Below are 18147 nucleotides of genomic sequence, written 5' to 3' on the forward strand. Positions count from 1 at the left end.
TAGGGACAAAACTCGCAGCATTCCCCACCCGCGGTTCATATCTTGGAAACCAAATACACAAGCCCTTGGGTACAGACTGAGCGCGCAACCGTCCCTATCTTGCGAATAGATAAGCTAGGAGGCTGATATGCCCGCGCAACAGGACGCATCGCTGAAATTACTAGTAAGTAAGAATAGATTATTCGGCACCATTCGCTTAAATCCGCTTGCTTGTAGCGCCCTATATGACTCCAACCTAACCTTGGAGCAGGGACAAATTCCAAGCACTTACTTCTTTGGTCCGGGCTTATTTGATGAGGTTTCAACGCGCTACAGACCCTTCCATGAACAAGGATTTTTCGTGGAAGTGGAGGAGCCTCGAATGTACTGGCTAGTTGCTGGCTTTACCGGCACCATAAATAGCCTGCGTTCTGCTTTAGCTACAGATGCAAAGCCTTTAACGAAGGCTTTCTTTCAAAGTCGCAACTTCATCTATGCCCCTCTTGGTGTGAACAAAACCACCGTAGCGGGCAGCATCAAGAAGATGCTTTTGAATGCGAAGGGAATATCAACCACAGAATTAGAGGCCTACAATCAGGCTGGTCAGCAGATCAACGCGGGGGTCTATTTCATCATTGACGGTGCGCTAAAGGGAACTTTCTGGGCTAGCCAAGAAGGGGGCTGGAGTCGAGGAGGGCTTGGCCAAAATGTCAAAAGACTCTTTCCCTTGGATATCGTTGATTACCCAGTCGCAGAAGATGAGGTGCCAGAAGTCTCGGCTTGGAACACTCAGTTTAATCTAGCGATGGGGATGGTCCCAGACAGCAAGGCGTTCCACTGGGGGCATGCGTTTATGACCATAGAAGCGATAGAAGCCTATTATAAAGAACCAGCCATGTTAGCAGGTTCTGGAGCCATTACCGGACAAGACCTGTGGGATAGAATGCTCCGCCTCGGAGCTTATGAACAGAACCTAGGCTATGCCGTGAATGGCGCTGCCTTCGGTGCCCTGCCTATGCGTGCGGGAGTTCACTATTTCTCTAAAAACAGTAGCGGGGGCATCGCCAGACAAAAGCAACTAGTCTGCGACCTCATTTACAACTTCGGCAATGCCTGAAGCTATCTACATCCCTGCTATCTGGTCACTTTGGTACACTTCCAGACCCTGTCCTTTTAAGTGGGCGGTAGCAATCATACCCTTGGCAACCTGCGCTGCCGCAATTGGGCGGTAGCGCTTGAGCGGGCCAAGCATGAGCGGGGCAAGAGGGCGCATAAATGCTTCCGATAGTCCTTCTCCAACGCGGTACTCCTTGCGCTCTCCAAGCAGGAGAGACGGCCGGAAGATACTGGTGCGCGGAAAGTTAAGATCAGCGATTGCCTGCTCAATTTCACCCTTTGTCTTCATGTATGAGCTTGAAGCCTTCGGGTTTGCGCCAATAGAAGACACCATCAGGCTGTGCTCGCAGTCACCCGCTTTGGCAAGCTTTGCAAGCTCATGAACAAGCGTGAAGTCAACGGCATAGAACGCTTCCTTCGAACCGGCTTTCTTGTGTGTTGTACCCAAACAGCAGAACACATCATCCGCTTTCATGAGTGGGGCAATGCTGGAAAGGTCAGCAAAGTCGACCACATGCTGCTCAAATTTGGGATCATCTATCTCCAAAGGGCGCCGCACAAGCACTGTAACCTTGCCGTAGCTTTCGTCAGCAAGCAGCTGCTTCAATAGGTGCGAACCAATCAGGCCGGTTGCCCCTAGAACGATGGCACTCTTATTGGTCATGGGTCTCTAGTCCTTGCGCAGCGAAAACGTCAAGCAACTCAGAGAGCTGCTGTATTTTCCAATCTGGAGTATAGGCTGCATTTTCAGGCCATGTAGCGCCGTTGTCGAACCATACTGTCTTCATTCCCACAGCATTAGCGCCTTTTATGTCCGCCTCCGGGCTATCGCCAACAAAGAGGCAATCTGAAGGATTTGCTGACAGGTTATTACAGGCCCTGAGGAAAATAGCTGCATCGGGCTTTCGTAGCCCCGCCTGCTCCGAGATCAAGTAGGTATCGGCATAAGGGTCAAGGTTTAACGCCAAGAGGCTGCGCAGCTGTATGTGTGTTTGCCCGTTGGTGATTATGCCGAGTTTTGCACCATGAGCTTTGAGTGCTTCCCGTATTGTTTCCATTCCGTCAAAGGGCTTCGCATACCGCCAGAAATTATTTTCATAGTCCTTTGCAAGGTCTTCAGCAGAAGGGAGAGGGCTGCGTATTTGCTCGCCGATCAGCTGCGCGTAAACGTCGAATTTGGAAACTCGCCCTCGCGCATCTAGTTCGAGAAAACGCTCCAGCGCGGCCTCAGTTCCTAACTCATAACGACAACTGAACCTTAGGGCTTGATCGCGAAAGAAGTCTTTAAGTGAGTTGGTGCGGTCCAGAAGCGTTTCATCAAGGTCGAACAGGACGGCTTTAAACATGGCAGGCTTTCAAATGGACGAAATAAAACGCCATTGGACCAGCTCGGGTATTGGCTAGCAACAAAAAAGGTCATCCGTGATGCCGATCTTGTCTTTTGGGCAAGTCAAAACCAACAGAGGTATGGGCGGCCGCATAAAGAAAAAGGGCGCCCCGAGGGACGCCCTAATTTTGTCAGCTGAGCTGAGGACTTCTTAGAAGCCCATGCCGCCCATGCCGCCCATGCCGCCGCCCATGTCAGGCATTGCAGGAGCGTCTTTCTTAGGCAGTTCAGCAACCATAGCTTCGGTGGTGATCAGGAGACCAGCAACGGAAGCTGCGTCCTGCAGTGCAGTACGAACAACTTTGGTTGGATCGATGATGCCAGCTTCAACCATGTTAACGTATTCTTCGGTCTGCGCGTTGAAGCCGAAGGTTTCGTTTTCGAGGTTTTCCTGAATCTTGCCAACAACCAGAGAGCCTTCAACGCCAGCGTTTTCAGCGATCTGACGGATTGGAGCTTCAAGAGCGCGAAGAACGATCTTGATACCAGCTTCGATGTCAGCGTTGTCGGAAGAAAGCTTAGCAACAGCAGCTTTTGCGCGAAGTAGAGCAGTACCACCACCTGGTACGATGCCTTCTTCAACAGCAGCGCGGGTTGCGTTCAGAGCATCGTCGATGCGGTCTTTCTTTTCTTTCACTTCAACTTCGGTTGCACCGCCAACGCGGATAACTGCAACACCGCCAGCAAGCTTAGCAAGACGTTCCTGCAGCTTTTCACGGTCGTAGTCAGAAGTGGTTTCTTCGATCTGAGCTTTGATCTGAGCAACGCGTGCTTCGATGTCAGCTTTGTCGCCAGCGCCGTCAACAATGGTGGTGTTCTCTTTAGAGATGGTCACCTTGTCTGCGGTACCGAGCATTTCAACGGTTACGTTTTCAAGCTTGATGCCGAGGTCTTCGGAGATCACGGTGCCGCCGGTCAGGATAGCGATGTCTTCAAGCATTGCTTTACGACGGTCGCCGAAGCCTGGAGCCTTAACAGCAGCGATCTTCAGACCACCACGCAGTTTGTTAACTACGAGAGTTGCAAGTGCTTCACCTTCTACGTCTTCAGCAATGATGAGCAGAGGACGGGAAGACTGAACAGCTGCTTCCAGAATTGGGAGCATCGCCTGCAGGTTGGAAAGCTTCTTTTCGTGCAGAAGGATGAGTGGCTTCTCAAGGTCAGCGATCATCTTTTCAGCGTTGGTTACGAAGTATGGAGACAGGTAACCACGGTCGAACTGCATGCCTTCAACAACTTCGAGTTCGGTGTCGAGAGACTTAGCTTCCTCAACGGTGATAACACCTTCGTTGCCAACGCGCTGCATTGCTTCAGCAATGTCACGGCCGATCTGGGTGTCGCCGTTAGCGGAGATGGTGCCAACCTGTGCAACTTCGTCAGAAGTGGAGATTGCTTTAGAGCGTGCTTCCAGATCCGCAACAGCCGCAGCAGCAGCCATGTCAACGCCGCGCTTCAGGTCCATTGGGTTCATGCCGGCTGCAACGAACTTTGCGCCTTCTTTAACGATAGCCTGAGCCAGAACAGTTGCAGTGGTTGTACCGTCACCAGCGATGTCGTTGGTTTTGGAAGCAACTTCGCGAACCATCTGTGCGCCCATGTTCTCGAACTTATCTTCAAGTTCGATCTCTTTCGCTACAGATACACCGTCTTTGGTGATGCGTGGTGCGCCGAATGCTTTGTCGAGCACAACGTTACGGCCTTTAGGGCCGAGGGTTACTTTTACTGCGTTTGCGAGGATGTCTACGCCACGAAGCATTTTATCGCGGGCGTCAGAAGAGAACTTTACTTCTTTAGCAGCCATTGGCTTGTCTCACTTTATTCTGAAAGGAAATGGTATGAAAGGAATGGGGTGGGATTAACCCAGAATACCCATGATGTCGGATTCTTTCATGATCACCAGTTCTTCACCGTTGATCTTGACTTCGGTGCCGGACCATTTGCCGAACAGAACGCGATCACCAGGCTTAACATCGAGAGCGATCAGCTCACCGTTGTCTTTGCGTGCACCGTTGCCAACAGCGATAACTTCGCCTTCCTGTGGCTTTTCTTTAGCGGTGTCTGGGATGATGATGCCGCCAGCGGTCTTTTCTTCAGACTCAATGCGGCGAACAACGACGCGATCGTGTAGTGGACGGAAACTCATAATAGCTATCCTCACATGCGGGGCGTCCCTCTTAGGCAACGCCGGAACGCAGATTTCGAATTCTTTGTTAGACGGCATAGCCGTCACCATTAGCACTCCCTCAGGCAGAGTGCTAACGACGCCAAAACATGTAGTAACAGCCCTTGAAAGTGTCAAGCGAGGAGCGCTTAAAAAAACAGGAGCCACTTACATATCAAGGTCTATTGGCGAAACTGGCTAAGAGAATCTCGACTAAAGGTGAGGGGCTTGCAGCAAAAAAGGCCCTTCCGAAGAAGAGCCTCTAAACTGTGTGATTCTGCCGTTTTCAGCAATGCTGCATTGGGACTAGTTTGTGGCAACGGGCGCTAGAACGTTGAACGGAAGTTCGAAGAAGCCTTCGTCGCCGCCTGTGTTGTCCTTAACTGAAACTTTCAGTAGGTAATCGCCTTCTGGAATACCCTGCAAGTCGAGGCGCAAAGAGGTCTGGAACTCACGGACCATCGCGCGCGATGCATGGTCAATCTGGGCAAAGCTTTCTTCTGCCGCGAGGATCTGCCCTGTCATGTTACGAAGTTCAAAGCCTACAGAAAGATCGATGAGGTATTCACCGTCCTTCTGGGCAAAGTCGTAGCCAACCGGCTCTGCATATACGATCAGCGGTTCGCCCTGCTGGAAGCTTGCTGTAGCCTTTGGTTCGTAAACGCCGTAGCTACGTGCAGGTGTCGTCACAAATGCTGCGGTCGTAAAGCTAAGGTCCTGTGCAGACCAAGCAGTAGCATAAGTGCTGTGCGCTTTGATGAACTCAGGTGACAGCTCGGATGCAAAAGCAGCAGAAGACGCGAGAAGGCCCGAGGTCGCAAGAAAAATAACACCCGCTTTACGGCAGGAATGGACCAAGGAACTTGGCATGACGAATAACCCCCACAAGCCATCCTTCCCGATTATTGGCAGTGCCTGATTAAATGCCCTATGGGAAGGTTTTGGCTAAAAACAATCTGTTGCGCCCGATATACCCTTTAAAGTTCAGGGGCACAACATCTTGTAGAACGCAAGTTGAACGGAAAATCAGGCAAGGTTAAAAGTTTGCCCGCTCTTCCCAGCTTTGCTTCTTGCGGTAGATGGTAGAAGGACTAATTTCCAGAGCCGCTGCTGCACGGGCAATATTTCCATTAAACGTCTCTAGAGTACTTTCAATGATGCGTTTTTCCTGAGCCCATAACGGCTCGATGGAAATAGCATTGGCGCTGGCGGTCGCGATGAAGGAACCTGTTACGCTGCGCTCGGCCCTTGGCTGTGCTGCGCCCATAAAGCTACTTACAAGCGGCGGCAACATCTCCGGTACAACATGTTCGCCGTCGTTCATAACCACGATCTGGCGGATTGTGTTTTCCAACTGGCGCACATTGCCGGGCCAATTGTAGCTCTTCAGCATTTCCTTTGCGGTCTCTGAAAAGCCTCTGAAATCCTTGGATTCTTCGTGGCTGAAGCGACGAAGAAAAGCGCTGGCTAGTTCCAGAATATCCTCGGAACGCTCCCGAAGTGCGGGAAGTGTGATTGGCAGAACATGCAGGCGATAGAAGAGGTCTTCCCTGAAGCGTCCTGCTTCAATTTCCTTCAACGGGCGACGATTGGTGGCGCAGATAATGCGAATGTCCACGCGCCGCGTTACAGTCTCACCAACGCGTTGCACCATGCCGGTTTGCAGGAAGCGCAGCAGCTTGGCCTGAAGGCGCAGATCCATCTCGCCGATTTCGTCTAGGAATAGGGTTCCGCCATTCGCGGCCTCTGCCGCGCCGCGCTTGTCTTCACTCGCGCCGGTGAACGAGCCCTTAGCGTGGCCAAAGAGCTCACTCTCCATAAGGTCAGCGGGAATAGCTGAGCAGTTGATGGCAATAAACGGCCCATTATGTCTGCCAGAACGATTGTGGAGCGCTTGGGCGCAAAGCTCCTTACCTGTCCCTGATTCCCCGGTGATGAATGCCGGTGCATTGGAGGAGGACATGCGAACAATCTGATCGTAGACACCCGCCATAGCAGGGGATGAGCCGATGAACTGTTCAAAGGCTGGTGATGGCGTACCTGTCCGCGCCTGCGGATAGTCCCGCGCGTCGTCTTTGTGAATGTGTGCTGTCGCCCTACGGCTTCTGCTCTTAAGGTGAATGGAGAGCTTATCGCTTAGAGCTTTGGCGGAGTAAGGCTTAACGAGGAAGTCATGAGCCCCGTGGTGCATTGCGCTCACAGCGCGTGTCACCGAACCTGTTGAGCTAACGGCTAGAATAATGGCTTCAGGGCAAGATGCAGCAATATGAGAGAGGGCGTCCTCACTGCCGAGAGTTTCTAGGTCTGCAATAACAGCGTCAACGGAACCAAGGCTCAAGTGCTTCAGCAACCGCTGCAAATCGGTGAAAACCACCGGCTGCGCAATATCCTCGCAGATGCTCCCTACTGCTTTTGCAGCGTGGTCTGCTTCTCCGATACCCTTTTCCAGGATGCAAACTCGTAGTGATGTTGCCGCGCTTGCAGACATACCCATGCGTGGGTGCCCCTCATAATGCATCATTGTATCTTCGGCGCATTCGCCTGTTTTCTGCAGTTTCCAGAAACAGGGTAAACAAAGTGTTTTCGTTCTGCGATGAATCGCAATTTGCGAGGGAAAATGAGAGGAAACTAAATGGAATAAAATCTACTAAAAGACGTTGGCGCAGTTTTCTTGGTGCTTTGCGCTGTCAAAGTCGGCCAGTGAGCCGATACTGCCAACATCGGCATTCTTTAGATCTGCCAATAGCTTGTCGGTCAGTGTCGAGTACCCGAGTTGCTGAATCAGAACGCACTCTGGATGATCGTAAAGGTCTGGGCTTTTTTTGCGAAGGTCACTGATAAGTTCCGCAACACGTCCGGCAGTGTTGGCCTTCTTCGCTGACAGTATCTGCGCAAACCACGCAAGCGGGTAGGAGCGAGGGCGGGCTCTGAACGCCACTTCCTGCGCTTTTTCAAACTCGTTTTCGCTGTAATAGGCAAGTGACAGCAGAACATCGAACCGTTCTGGATAGGTCAGATAGGCAGGTGTAATGCCTTCAAGAATTTGAGAGGCTTGGCTTGCTTGCCCGTTGACCAGCAGTTCTTGGGCGTAATCCGCAACAATCGGTGCGTTGAAAGATTGCGGCAGCAAGGCTTGTTTGCCCATGAGTTGGACAGCAACCTTGTCATCTCGGGCCAATGCTTGAAGCATCTGGAATGTCTGGAATACCGCTAGGCTTCTTGCGTCTACAGGTACGTCCGCGATCAATACCATTGCTCTATCAAATGCCTGCTGAGATTGCGGTCCTTCGGAAATAATAGACTTGAAGAGTTCGAGGTTCGCTCTGCTTATCTTTGCGGGAATGTAATTTGGGAGGTTCTCTTGCAGGTCAGACAAGCAGGTCTCTGCGTTATTCAAATCCTGGTCGGTCGCAAATCTACTTGAAATCAAAAATTGAGTTTCAACCACACACCACCGCACCTCATTGGCTGAAGCAGGAGAGAGTTTCGTCCAGCGACCAATAACGGGTCTGCTGACATCCAGTGAACTGAGTATCTCAACAATAGAACGCGCTAAAGCATCGCGCGTTCCTTGAGGGTCGTCTTGTAATGAATGACCGCTTTCTATTCGCCGCCTGAGAAAAGGTATGGTCGATCCGGCGGTATCAAGCCGCAGGTTTAGAATCTCTTGTCCGCCTACCAGCAATACAGAGCCGGAAATAATGCTCGTCTGTTCGTCAGGCTCGTCCATTATTTGCACGACAGAAAGGTACTTGGAGGAGTCTTTCAATAACTCCACCAGATAGTTGGCGAGATCGAGCTGATCGGCCGTGAAGCTCTCGGTAGTGAAATTCTCCACGTAGAGTTTGGGCGGCGCGAAGGGGCCGGTCTCCTTCTCGTCGACAGGGATTTTCTGAATGTGTTGTCGTAGCGGCGGGCCGCTGTCTGCAAACTGGAGGTAAAGCAAAGAACCAAGCGCGAGCGCGAGAAAAGCGCAAAGCCCCCACAGCGCCAAGCGTTGCCTCTTGAGAGAGCGGACGTGGCTTCCCGAAGGCGGCGGAGCCTCCTCTTGCGCTTGGGAGTTATCGTCTTCCTTCTGAAAAGGCTCGCGGTATATGCGCGGGGCATAAGTGCCGGTGGGAATTACAAAGCGTATGGGCTGCTCGATACCACTGCCTGCATAGTATGCTTGAATTCGTCTTCGAAGGCGTGCGGCCTCAACCCGTACAATCGGGTCATTGGAGGGGTTAAAGGATGAATCGCGCCCTAGGGCGCCGGTCGCGATGGTGTATCCTTTTAGTCTGTCTTCTTCGCCATTGAGTGTCGCCTCAACCACGAACCTGAGAAATGCGCGCAACTGTGGCGCTCCCTCAAATTCAGGGCTTTGGAGCATGTGCTCTAGTGCGTGCAATGTTTCTGTCTTGCTGATGGGAGCGTCCTTCCCACGATGCATACGGAACCTGCCTTCTTGTTCGTGTGTTTTTATTCTCCGCCAAACAGTTAGAACGTGACGTTAGGGTATCATGAAAGTCTTTGAGAAGCGTATAAGTGCGGACACGGCAGTATTTTTTAAAAGCTGGACAACACTTTGGAAAAAACTTGAAATTCACGCCATATTGGTAGGCACTAGGTAATCTTACAGGGGACAACCGGCGAATTAGCCGAAATTAGACAAGTATCCCGTTGGGCTTAGCTGCCCAAATGCGGCAAGATTGTAGCCGGACAGCATGATTCGAATAACAAATTCATAAGGTTCATGACGCGCGCGGCGAGCATATTTATAATTTTCTGCATGATGATCATCGCAGGGTCCTGCGGTATGGTGCTGGTTTATCAGTTCGCCAGACCTCTGGGCGAAGCTGTATCCATATCCGTGGCGATGTTCTGTCTGCTCGCAGTTCTTCATCTTCTTGTCACCCGTGGTTCTGAGAGAAACAACCTTTCCGACGCGATGGACAGGCTCGAAGACCGCGTTAGCGAAGTCGACGAAGACCTTTCCAATCTGGAAGGCCGCTTAACGGGCGTTGAAACCAATATTCCGGCACGCACACGCGAAGAAATCGACCCGCTGTTTGCCGAGGTCGAGGTTATTGGTTCACTTGTCAAACAGATGGCCGAGGCTATGGCCGATATGGAAGCGCGCCTTGAAGACCAGCGGGTTTCCGATATGCAGCCGCAGATGCACCTGCCGCCGCAGCCTCAACACCGCCTCGAAGCGCCCAATGAGCAGCCTCCTCACTCTGGCGGATATCAAGAGCCAGCCGGCCAGACAGCCCAGCCTCACAGCCAGTATACCCAGCAGCCAGTTTACCCGGAGCCGCGCATTCAAAGGCCGAACCCTGCACTGGCAGCGGAGATTAGAGCTGCAATTGACGCCAATCGGGTAGACCTATACCTGCAGCCAATCGTAACCCTACCTCAGCGCCGCGTTCGGTTTTACGAAGTGTTGACCCGCCTGCGTACACTTGATGGTGATCTGCTGGAACCGGTTGAGTTTCTTGCCGAGGCTATCCGCATCAAACAAATCGCCACGCTCGATAACCTTCAGCTTTTCCGTTCGCTCCAGATCATCAAGCGTTTGTCGGCTCGGAACAGAGAAGCGGGGTTGTTCTGCAATCTCTCTCCGGCCACGCTTGTGGACGAGAGCTTCTTTCCCGGTTTTCTTGAGTTTGTTAAGGCGAATGAGAGCTACGCTGACCTTCTCGTATTCGAATTCACACAAGCCGATGTTGCTTCAATGGGGTTGTTGGAGTTCGAGAGCCTAGCTGCTCTTTCTGATCTCGGCTTCCGCTTTTCCATCGATCACATCACTGATCTGCGAATGGACTTTAAAGCGCTGGCGGATAAAGGCTTCCGCTATGCCAAGCTCAACGCGGCACGTTTGCTGATGCAGGATGAGAGCCTTGCGCAAGGCAATATTCACCCGTCCGACTTCGGCGCGTTGATACAGCGGTTCGGCATGGAATTGATTGTCGATCATGTGGAGACGGAAGCGACGCTGGTCGAGCTTCTGGATTTGGACACTCGCAATGCTCAAGGGCATCTGTTCTCGCCGCCGCGTCCTGTCAGAGCCGATGTGCTAAAAGGCGCACCGTCGCCAAGAGCGCCGAGAAGGGCAGAGGCAAGTTAGAGCCTGCCTCAACACCATTTCAAAACTTACTGCTTAGGCGCTGTTTGCGGACCCACTACCATGATGGATGGTTCCTGACCTGCAAACAGATCACGGGCAACTTCCCGCACTGCTTCAAGGGTAACGTCATCAATCAAGTCATTACGCTTGTTGATGTAGTCGATACCAAGGCCAGCATTTTGGATACCAAGCAGCTGGCGGGCAATTGCTCCAGAGCTATCAAAGTTCAGAGCATAGGAGCCAGTAAGGTAAGCCTTGGCTTTCTCCAGCTCTTCAGCGGTTGGGCCTTCTTCGCCCATCTTCACCATCTGCTCTTCAATAACCTTCAGCACCTCGTCAGCGTTGTCAGCACGGGTACTGGTTGAACCCATCAGCAGAGCGGTATGTTCAAGGGGAACAAGATACGAGCCAACGGAGTAGGCTAGGCCGCGTTTTTCACGCACTTCCTGATAGAGCCAGGAGGAGAATGAGCCGCCACCCAGAATGTGGTTCATCACAAAGGCAGGAATATACTGCGGGTCATCGCGTTTCAGGCCGGGCAGAGCGAACTGGATCGTAGTCTGAGGCGTGTCGAAATCAACGCGCTCGCTCTTGCCTTCCAGCGGAAGAACGTTCTTAACCTCGGTCAGTTGGGTTTTCTCTGGCAGTTTTGCAAAGACCTGATCCAGCGCTTTTTTCAAGGTCTCCGCGTCGATTGCGCCAACCACACCAACCTTCAAACCGTCTCTTGCAAACAGCTTGTCGCGCTGCGCTTTGAGGTCGCTTGCTTGCAACTTTTCTACGCTTTCCACCGTGCCCTTGCTTGGGCGACCATATTGGCTGTCTGGATATAGAAGCGCGGAGAACTTGCGCCCTGCTATAGACTGGGGCCGCTTTTCCTCGCGTTTGAGGCCGGAAATAACCTGCGCTCTCATACGCTCAAGCGGAGCCTCGTCAAAGCGTGGCTCGTTTACCGCCAGTGTCAGCATTTCCAACGCTTCTGGAAGATTGACCTGAAGCGTGCGCATGGAGCCGTAGAACCGATCCCGACCCGCATTAAAGCCAAGGCTCATAGTGAGCTCTTCAAGCTTTAGCTGGAACGCTTGCGAGTCCAACTCTCCTGCACCTTCATCCAGCATAGTCGAAAGAAGGTTGGTCGCTCCCAGCTTGTCGTCGGCATCCTGCGTGGTGCCGCCTTGGAATGAATACTCCATGGCAACAATCGGCACGCTGTAATCTTCAACCAGCCACGCCTCGATCCCCTGATCGCTCACAACGCGCTGAATCTCGATTGCCTGAGCGCTAACAACGCTCAGCATAAGCATGAGACCGCCACTAACAAGCGCAACCGAACGGCTTACTAATAAACCGGCTTTGGTCATTGAGCGTCTCCCTTCGCTTCTGGCTCTTCATAGTTCGCAGGTAGCAGATAGCCACTGAGAGGTTCTTCAGTCAGGTACTTTTGTGCAGCAGCCTTAATCTGATCGTTGGTCACTGCCGCAATGCGGGCAGGCCAAGTCTGAACTTCTTCCACCGTTGCGCCAGTCGTCAAAGCTGTACCGAAAACGCGAGCAAGGGTACTCTGCTTGTCCTGCGCATAAATTGCGGCGGCCAGCATAGATTTCTTGGCTCTTTCTAGTTCTGCTTGGCTCACACCGTTTTCTGCAACATCAGCCACGATAGCAAGCGCATCAGCTTCTACCTCTTCCAGAGGTACGCCTTCGCTCGGTGTGGCGTAGATTTTGAACTGGGTCGTGTCCAAGGTGTCGGAGTTGTACCAGCTGCCTGCGCTGGTCGCCTTCTGGCTGTCTACAACGAGCTGCTGATAAAAGCGGGAGTTAGCACCGCCGCCCAGAATATAGGAAAGAAGGTCAAGGGCCTCTGCTTCACCCTTGGCAGCTGTTGCTGTGCTAGGAACAAGCCAGCCTTTTTGAAGCGATGGCTGGGCCACACGTTCATCTTCTAGCGTTGCTACACGTTCACCCGGAATGCGCTGGACCTGCGGGCGGATACGTTCACCCGGTTCGGCACGGCGTTTAAGCTTGCCGTATGTTTCCTGCGCAATAGGCAGAACTTCGTCCATGGTTACATCACCAGCAACCACAACAACGGCGTTATTAGGGGTGTAGTATTTGTCGTAGAAAGCGAACGCATCCTCACGGTTCAGCTTCTTGATCTCGTCTTCCCAGCCGATAATCGGTGTGCCGTAAGGGTGGTTCACAAACATCATCTGGTCAAAGCTCTCAGCAAGCTTTGCACCCGGGTTCTGCCCCACTCTCTGTGCGCGCTCTTCCAAAATTACTTCACGCTCTGGAAGAACCTGCTCATCAGTGAGAACCAGATTGCCCATGCGATCAGCTTCGTACTTCATCATGGTTGGCAAATGATCTTTTGCCACCTGCTGATAGTAGGCGGTGTAATCGGTCGAGGTGAAGGCGTTTTCCTGCCCTCCAACTTCAGCGATTATGTCGGAAAATTCGCCTTCTGGAGCGTTGCTGGTTCCTTTGAACATCAGATGCTCAAGAAAATGGGCGATGCCAGACTTGCCCGGCGCTTCATCAGCAGAGCCGACCTTGTACCACGCCATATGAGTAACAACCGGTGCGCGATGGTCAGGAATAACCACCAGCTGCAAGCCATTGTCGAGCGTCTTTGTTGCGATGTCGGGGCCGATCTTCACATCCGCAAAAGCAGTGCTATCAGCTTTTTGAGGAGTTTCCGCGAGCAACGGAGTTGGGAATGCAAGAAGAGTACTTAGCACCAACCCCTTGAGAAGTTTGGAGGCTTTGAGCACAGGGGCTTATCCTTTTTAGTTCAAGCAGTCATTCCTTTTTATATCGCAGGAATGTGTTCAATCGGCGTGAAACTATTGGCGAAATTTGTCGAAAATAAAAAAAGCGCGGGTAAAACCCGCGCTTGTGGAATACTGCTTGAAACAACCTAGCGTCAGCGACGTGCTTTGCCGGTGCTCATATCAATTGGTGCGCCATCCATGATTGCCTCTTGGTTACGGCGCTCAGCAATCTCGGTCGCTTTATCGACTTCCGGTGCTTCAATTTCAAAGCCTGCAACAGGTTTATTGTAACCCTCTGGCGGCTGGGTGAGGTAACGACGCTCAAGCTTACAAGCGGTGAGATCAGACGCGGTCTTTGCGTTCAGTTCACAGAGGGACTTGGTGTCGTTGGAAACTTTGGCTTTCGCTTCCTTGAACTGCTTGCTCATCTGGCGCAGTTCTTCTGGCGTCATGCGTTCGCCCTGTGCCAGCTGACGTTCACGAAGCTCTGCAGCACGGTTACGTTCGCGCTTTGGCATGTTCTTCGCCAATTCGCGGGCCATAGCCAGCTGTTCTGGTGTCATAGGCTTGCCGTCTTCTGTCTTGAAGAATTCACGCAGCTCGGCAAGGTCTTTATCGCGGGTATCCTGAGGCCAGTTGGCAGCAAGCTCTGCAATTGCCTTTTCATCAGGCGTTGGCAGGCGGTTCATATCCGGCGGCATCACAAGTGGAGCACGAGCCGAATAGTCAATCGGAGCCGTTTTATTTTTGCTTACACCAGAAACATTGCCACCCATGCGGTCAACGATACCAGCCACAAGGCCACCTTCACCGGTTAGAAGCGACTCATTTTCCACGCCGTCGTCAAACGCATCGCCGGACAAACATCCAGCAGCGCCCAAACAGATAGCGGCCACAGCCGTTGTTTTCAGCAGAAAAGAACCAATCCGATTTTGCACTTCTAACTTCCTTGTTTTGCAAAAGCAGCAGGAATAGACCCCAATGCAGCATGCCAGCCAGCAAACCGACCCAAGGTTTGCGCGAGGATAACTCTATAGCGGGAATCAACGTTACTCTAGGAGGGTAGAGTGACTTAAAGCTCCCGATTTGCCCATGATCCCCTATATACAGCGTTTTGCGGCTGAAATAGGGCTATTTTTGGTGTTGCTTACCACCAAAGAAACTGTCGAAAATCAACCCAGCGGCACCCAGCACAATCCACACATCTGCAAGATTGAAGACGTACCAAGAAAAGTCGCCGTAGTTGAAGTAAACGAAGTCCACGACTTTGCCGTAGTAAAGTCTGTCAATGCCGTTGCCGATGGCTCCGGCTAGAACCAAACCGAGGCTAATCGCAAGCAAGCGGTCCTTGGTCCGTACGCCCCACACCCAAATCAGCACAGCGGCGCCAATGGTAAACAGCGCCAGTGCCCAACGGCCAAAGGTGCTGTCCTGCTGGAACAGGCCATAAGACACGCCTTTGTTCCAGATAAGGATGATATCGAGGAACGGAGTAAGGGAGATTGGCGGGTTGTTGGCCATATCATAGATATGCACGACCCAGATCTTCACGATCTGGTCAATCGCCATGCCAACAATGCCAAGTGTTGCAACAAGGGGGCTGAAGCGACCCCAAAGCCAGCGTTCTTTCAACTGTGCCCCCATGTGCCTAGTCGTTGGGAGTGATGCAGCCCTTAGGCTGCACCCTCTAGTTCACGCATTGCCTGCGCGTCGCGCAGGGTGATGTCCGGGTACTGAGCGTCAGTGCCAACTTCTGGAAGGATCTTCCAAGAGCGTGCGCACTTGGTACCTTCTGCCAGCGCAGGAACAACACCAACATTTGCCACTTCTTCAAGAGTGAACGCACCTTCAGGTGCAGCTTCGCCCTTGAGGGAGATCTGGCTGGTGATGCAGATTTCTGCCATGTCGAGACCATCCATAGCAGCCATCAGCTCAGGATCGCTCACATAAACTACCGGATGAGCTTCCAAAGAAGAACCGATACGTTTCTCGCGGCGTTCAACTTCCAGTGCGCCGGTGATTACACGGCGAACCTTACGAACTTTTTCCCACTTCGCTGCAAGCGCATCATTGCGCCATTCAGCAGGGGTTTCAGCGAACTGCTCCAGATGGATGGAGGTGACGCCTTCACCGTAGCGGTAGGTCCAGCATTCTTCAGCGGAGAATGGCAGGATCGGTGCAAGCCATGTTGCCAAACGGCGGAACAGCTGTTCGATGACATAAAGGCTTGCTTTGCGCTTGGTAGAAGAGATCGGATCGCAGTACAGCGCGTCCTTACGAACGTCGAAGTAGAATGCGGAGAGCTCAACAGTCATGAAGTTGAACAGAGCGGAGAACACACGGCGGAAATCGAAGTCTGCGTAAGACTTGCGAACCAACGCGTCCAGCTGTGTCAGACGGTGCAGCATCAGCTGTTCCAGCTCAGGCATGTCTGCAACGGCGATTTCTTCGCCCTTGTAGTGGCCCAAAGAGCCCAGCATGAAGCGCAGGGTGTTGCGCAGCTTGCGGTATGCATCAACGTTGGTTTTGATGATCTCGTTACCGATGCGTTGATCGTCCGCATAGTCTACAGAGCCAACCCACAGACGCAGAATGTCAGCGCCGTACTGCTTGATAACGTCCTGAGGCGCTACAGTGTTGCCCAAAGACTTGGACATCTTGCGGCCGTGTTCATCCATGGTGAAGCCATGGGTCAGAACTGCATCGTATGGTGCATGACCACGGGTACCACAGCTTTCCAGAAGGGAAGAGTGGAACCAACCGCGGTGCTGGTCGGTGCCTTCGAGGTACAGAACGTAGTCTTCGCCGCCCAGACCCTTGCGCTTAGGAGCGAGGTCTTCACGACGCTCCATGCAGAACGCGTGGGTAGAGCCGGAGTCGAACCAAACGTCGAGAATGTCGTCGATCTTTTCGAAGTTCGCTGCATCGTATGCATCGCCAAGGAAGCGCTGTGCGGCACCCTCTTCAAACCATGCATCGGCACCTTCGTTCTGGAAGGCGTCAAAGATTCGCTGGTTTACAGCTTCGTCCTTAAGAACTTCGCCGGTTTCCTTGTTCACGAATACGGTGATCGGCACGCCCCATGCACGCTGACGGGAGAGAACCCAGTCAGGGCGGGATTCGATCATGTTGTGAATGCGGTTCTGGCCAGACGCTGGAACGAAGCGGGTTTCGGAGATCGCTTTGAGAGCGCGCTTGCGCAGGGTGTCACCTTCAGCCTCGATGTTTTTGTCCATGTAGACAAACCACTGCGGCGTGTTGCGGAAGATGAGCGGAGCTTTAGAGCGCCAGCTGTGCGGGTAGGAGTGCTTCACGCGGCCGCGAGCCATCAGCTTGCCAACTTCAACCAGCTTTTCGATCACTGCTTTGTTGGTGGAGCCTTCTTTGCCCTTGCGGTCAAGGATGTAGTGGCCTTGGAACAGCGGCACATGTGGATAGTAAGAACCATCTTCCTGCACTGTCAGCGGAACCTGCTCGGTGCCAGCCTTTGCAAAGACTTCACGGTTATCAAGGAAAGCCTGGAAGTCTTCTGCGCCGTGGCCCGGTGCAGTGTGTACAAAGCCGGTACCAGCTTCATCGGTTACATGGTCACCAGGAACCATCGGTACGAAGAAGTCGTAGTAACCGTCAGTGCCTTCAACGCCGCGGAACGGGTGGCCGAGGTATTCAACGGAGCTTACGTCAGCATCGCCAACGCGCTCGTATGCTTCAACGCGAGCGGACTTGAACGCATCTGCTGCCAGATCGTCAGCAAGAATGAACTCTTCACCAACCTTCGCCCAGTTGTCTTCAGCAGCGTCAGTCACCTTGTAGATGCCGTAGCTGATGGACTTGGAGAAGCAAACAGCGCGGTTTGCAGGAATGGTCCAAGGAGTGGTGGTCCAGATCACGACGTTCTTGCCAACCAGCGCTTCATTGCCGGTCAGAACAGGGAACTTCACCCAGATGGTGTGGGATTCGTGGTCGTGGTATTCAACTTCAGCTTCAGCCAGAGCGGTCTTTTCAACGATAGACCACATAACAGGCTTGGAACCGCGGTAAAGCTGACCGGATGTAGCGAACTTCATCAGTTCGTTAGCGATCACAGCTTCACTGTCGTAGTTCATGGTCAGGTATGGGTGTTCCCAGTCACCTTCGATGCCAAGACGCTTGAATTCTTCGCGCTGAACGCCGATCCACTTGCTCGCGAACTCACGGCATTCATTACGAAATTCGTTGATCGGAACAGCGTCTTTGTTCTTGCCTTTTTTGCGGTACTCTTCCTCGATCTTCCATTCGATAGGAAGGCCGTGGCAGTCCCAGCCCGGAACGTAGTTGGAATCAAAACCCTGCATCTGCATGGAGCGGGTAACGATGTCCTTCAGAACCTTGTTGAGCGCGTGGCCGATGTGGATGTTGCCGTTTGCATATGGAGGACCATCATGCAGAAGGAACTTCGGCTTACCGGCAGAAGCTTCACGAAGACGTTTGTAAAGGTTCTGTTCCTCCCACTTTTCGAGGATTTTTGGCTCGTTTTTCGGCAAGCCAGCTCGCATAGGGAAGTCGGTTTTCGGGAGATTAAGCGTCTCGGAGTAATCTCGGGTCGCGCTATCAGTCATTGTTTCATCCGATGAATTTGGGCT

The 18147-nt window shown here is 52.6% G+C and carries 14 protein-coding genes; 2 read left to right on the forward strand and 12 right to left on the reverse strand.

The genetic code is table 11. The features are described 5' to 3' along the window. The first annotated feature begins 127 nt into the window (after positions 1 to 127). Positions 128 to 1096: a hypothetical protein gene (locus E1162_RS15230; RefSeq protein WP_155132803.1), complete on the forward strand. Its 969-nt coding sequence runs from the start codon at positions 128 to 130 to the stop codon at positions 1094 to 1096. Positions 1097 to 1102: 6 nt separating this feature from the next. Here the strand turns inward: E1162_RS15230 and E1162_RS15235 are convergent, their stop codons facing one another. From E1162_RS15235 to E1162_RS15265, 7 genes are all read right to left on the reverse strand, one after another. Then, positions 1103 to 1759: an oxidoreductase gene (locus tag E1162_RS15235; RefSeq protein ID WP_155132806.1), complete on the reverse strand. Its 657-nt coding sequence runs from the start codon at positions 1757 to 1759 to the stop codon at positions 1103 to 1105. Beyond that, complete coding sequence (locus E1162_RS15240) at positions 1749 to 2441, reverse strand: HAD family hydrolase (protein ID WP_155132809.1); 693 nt, start codon at positions 2439 to 2441, stop codon at positions 1749 to 1751. Before E1162_RS15240 ends, E1162_RS15235 begins: the two co-directional genes overlap by 11 nt. A gap of 192 nt (positions 2442 to 2633) precedes the next feature. Further along, positions 2634 to 4283, reverse strand: a complete 1650-nt coding sequence (gene groL / locus E1162_RS15245) for a chaperonin GroEL (RefSeq protein WP_155132812.1) — start codon at positions 4281 to 4283, stop codon at positions 2634 to 2636. A 54-nt stretch (positions 4284 to 4337) separates the two neighbouring features. Continuing rightward, complete coding sequence (gene groES / locus E1162_RS15250) at positions 4338 to 4634, reverse strand: co-chaperone GroES (protein ID WP_371311995.1); 297 nt, start codon at positions 4632 to 4634, stop codon at positions 4338 to 4340. A gap of 315 nt (positions 4635 to 4949) precedes the next feature. Then, positions 4950 to 5513 carry a hypothetical protein gene (locus E1162_RS15255; protein ID WP_155132818.1) on the reverse strand — a complete coding sequence of 188 codons (564 nt, stop codon included), beginning with the start codon at positions 5511 to 5513 and terminating at the stop codon, positions 4950 to 4952. 166 nt (positions 5514 to 5679) lie between these two features. After that, positions 5680 to 7164, reverse strand: a complete 1485-nt coding sequence (locus E1162_RS15260) for a sigma-54 dependent transcriptional regulator (RefSeq protein WP_257099039.1) — start codon at positions 7162 to 7164, stop codon at positions 5680 to 5682. Positions 7165 to 7290: 126 nt separating this feature from the next. Beyond that, the gene (locus tag E1162_RS15265) at positions 7291 to 8979 is read right to left on the reverse strand and encodes a hypothetical protein (protein WP_155132821.1); all 1689 of its coding nucleotides are present in this window, start codon (positions 8977 to 8979) and stop codon (positions 7291 to 7293) included. A gap of 435 nt (positions 8980 to 9414) precedes the next feature. Between E1162_RS15265 and E1162_RS15270 the strand changes: the two genes are divergently transcribed. Beyond that, the gene (locus E1162_RS15270; RefSeq protein WP_257099040.1) at positions 9415 to 10752 is read left to right on the forward strand and encodes an EAL domain-containing protein; all 1338 of its coding nucleotides are present in this window, start codon (positions 9415 to 9417) and stop codon (positions 10750 to 10752) included. 26 nt (positions 10753 to 10778) lie between these two features. Here E1162_RS15270 and E1162_RS15275 read toward each other — a convergent pair whose 3' ends face one another. From E1162_RS15275 to ileS, 5 genes are all read right to left on the reverse strand, one after another. Continuing rightward, positions 10779 to 12113: a M16 family metallopeptidase gene (locus E1162_RS15275; RefSeq protein ID WP_155132827.1), complete on the reverse strand. Its 1335-nt coding sequence runs from the start codon at positions 12111 to 12113 to the stop codon at positions 10779 to 10781. Then, complete coding sequence (locus tag E1162_RS15280; protein ID WP_371311968.1) at positions 12110 to 13525, reverse strand: M16 family metallopeptidase; 1416 nt, start codon at positions 13523 to 13525, stop codon at positions 12110 to 12112. The genes E1162_RS15275 and E1162_RS15280 overlap by 4 nt, the downstream gene beginning before the upstream one ends. Before the next feature lie 152 nt (positions 13526 to 13677). Beyond that, positions 13678 to 14463 (reverse strand): hypothetical protein, encoded by a 786-nt coding sequence (locus E1162_RS15285; protein WP_155132830.1) that lies wholly within the window; start codon positions 14461 to 14463, stop codon positions 13678 to 13680. A gap of 193 nt (positions 14464 to 14656) precedes the next feature. Then, entirely contained in the window at positions 14657 to 15157 is a 501-nt protein-coding gene (lspA, locus tag E1162_RS15290; RefSeq protein WP_155132833.1) for a signal peptidase II, read from the reverse strand. A 41-nt stretch (positions 15158 to 15198) separates the two neighbouring features. After that, positions 15199 to 18123 carry an isoleucine--tRNA ligase gene (gene ileS, locus E1162_RS15295; protein WP_155132836.1) on the reverse strand — a complete coding sequence of 975 codons (2925 nt, stop codon included), beginning with the start codon at positions 18121 to 18123 and terminating at the stop codon, positions 15199 to 15201. Positions 18124 to 18147 lie beyond the last annotated feature (24 nt).

Source organism: Pseudovibrio flavus (assembly GCF_009711345.1).
GTDB classification, from domain to species: domain Bacteria; phylum Pseudomonadota; class Alphaproteobacteria; order Rhizobiales; family Stappiaceae; genus Pseudovibrio; species Pseudovibrio flavus.

What these genes read in the sequence shown, in the direction of transcription:
- E1162_RS15240 (WP_155132809.1), bottom strand. Translation starts at nt 2,441, where the DNA reads ATGTTTAAAGCCGTCCTGTTCGACCTTGATGAAACGCTTCTGGACCGC.
- E1162_RS15230 (WP_155132803.1), top strand. Translation starts at nt 128, where the DNA reads ATGCCCGCGCAACAGGACGCATCGCTGAAATTACTAGTAAGTAAGAAT.
- E1162_RS15255 (WP_155132818.1), bottom strand. Translation starts at nt 5,513, where the DNA reads ATGCCAAGTTCCTTGGTCCATTCCTGCCGTAAAGCGGGTGTTATTTTT.
- E1162_RS15275 (WP_155132827.1), bottom strand. Translation starts at nt 12,113, where the DNA reads ATGACCAAAGCCGGTTTATTAGTAAGCCGTTCGGTTGCGCTTGTTAGT.
- E1162_RS15260 (WP_257099039.1), bottom strand. Translation starts at nt 7,164, where the DNA reads ATGATGCATTATGAGGGGCACCCACGCATGGGTATGTCTGCAAGCGCG.
- groL (WP_155132812.1), bottom strand. Translation starts at nt 4,283, where the DNA reads ATGGCTGCTAAAGAAGTAAAGTTCTCTTCTGACGCCCGCGATAAAATG.
- ileS (WP_155132836.1), bottom strand. Translation starts at nt 18,123, where the DNA reads ATGACTGATAGCGCGACCCGAGATTACTCCGAGACGCTTAATCTCCCG.
- E1162_RS15270 (WP_257099040.1), top strand. Translation starts at nt 9,415, where the DNA reads ATGATGATCATCGCAGGGTCCTGCGGTATGGTGCTGGTTTATCAGTTC.
- E1162_RS15235 (WP_155132806.1), bottom strand. Translation starts at nt 1,759, where the DNA reads ATGACCAATAAGAGTGCCATCGTTCTAGGGGCAACCGGCCTGATTGGT.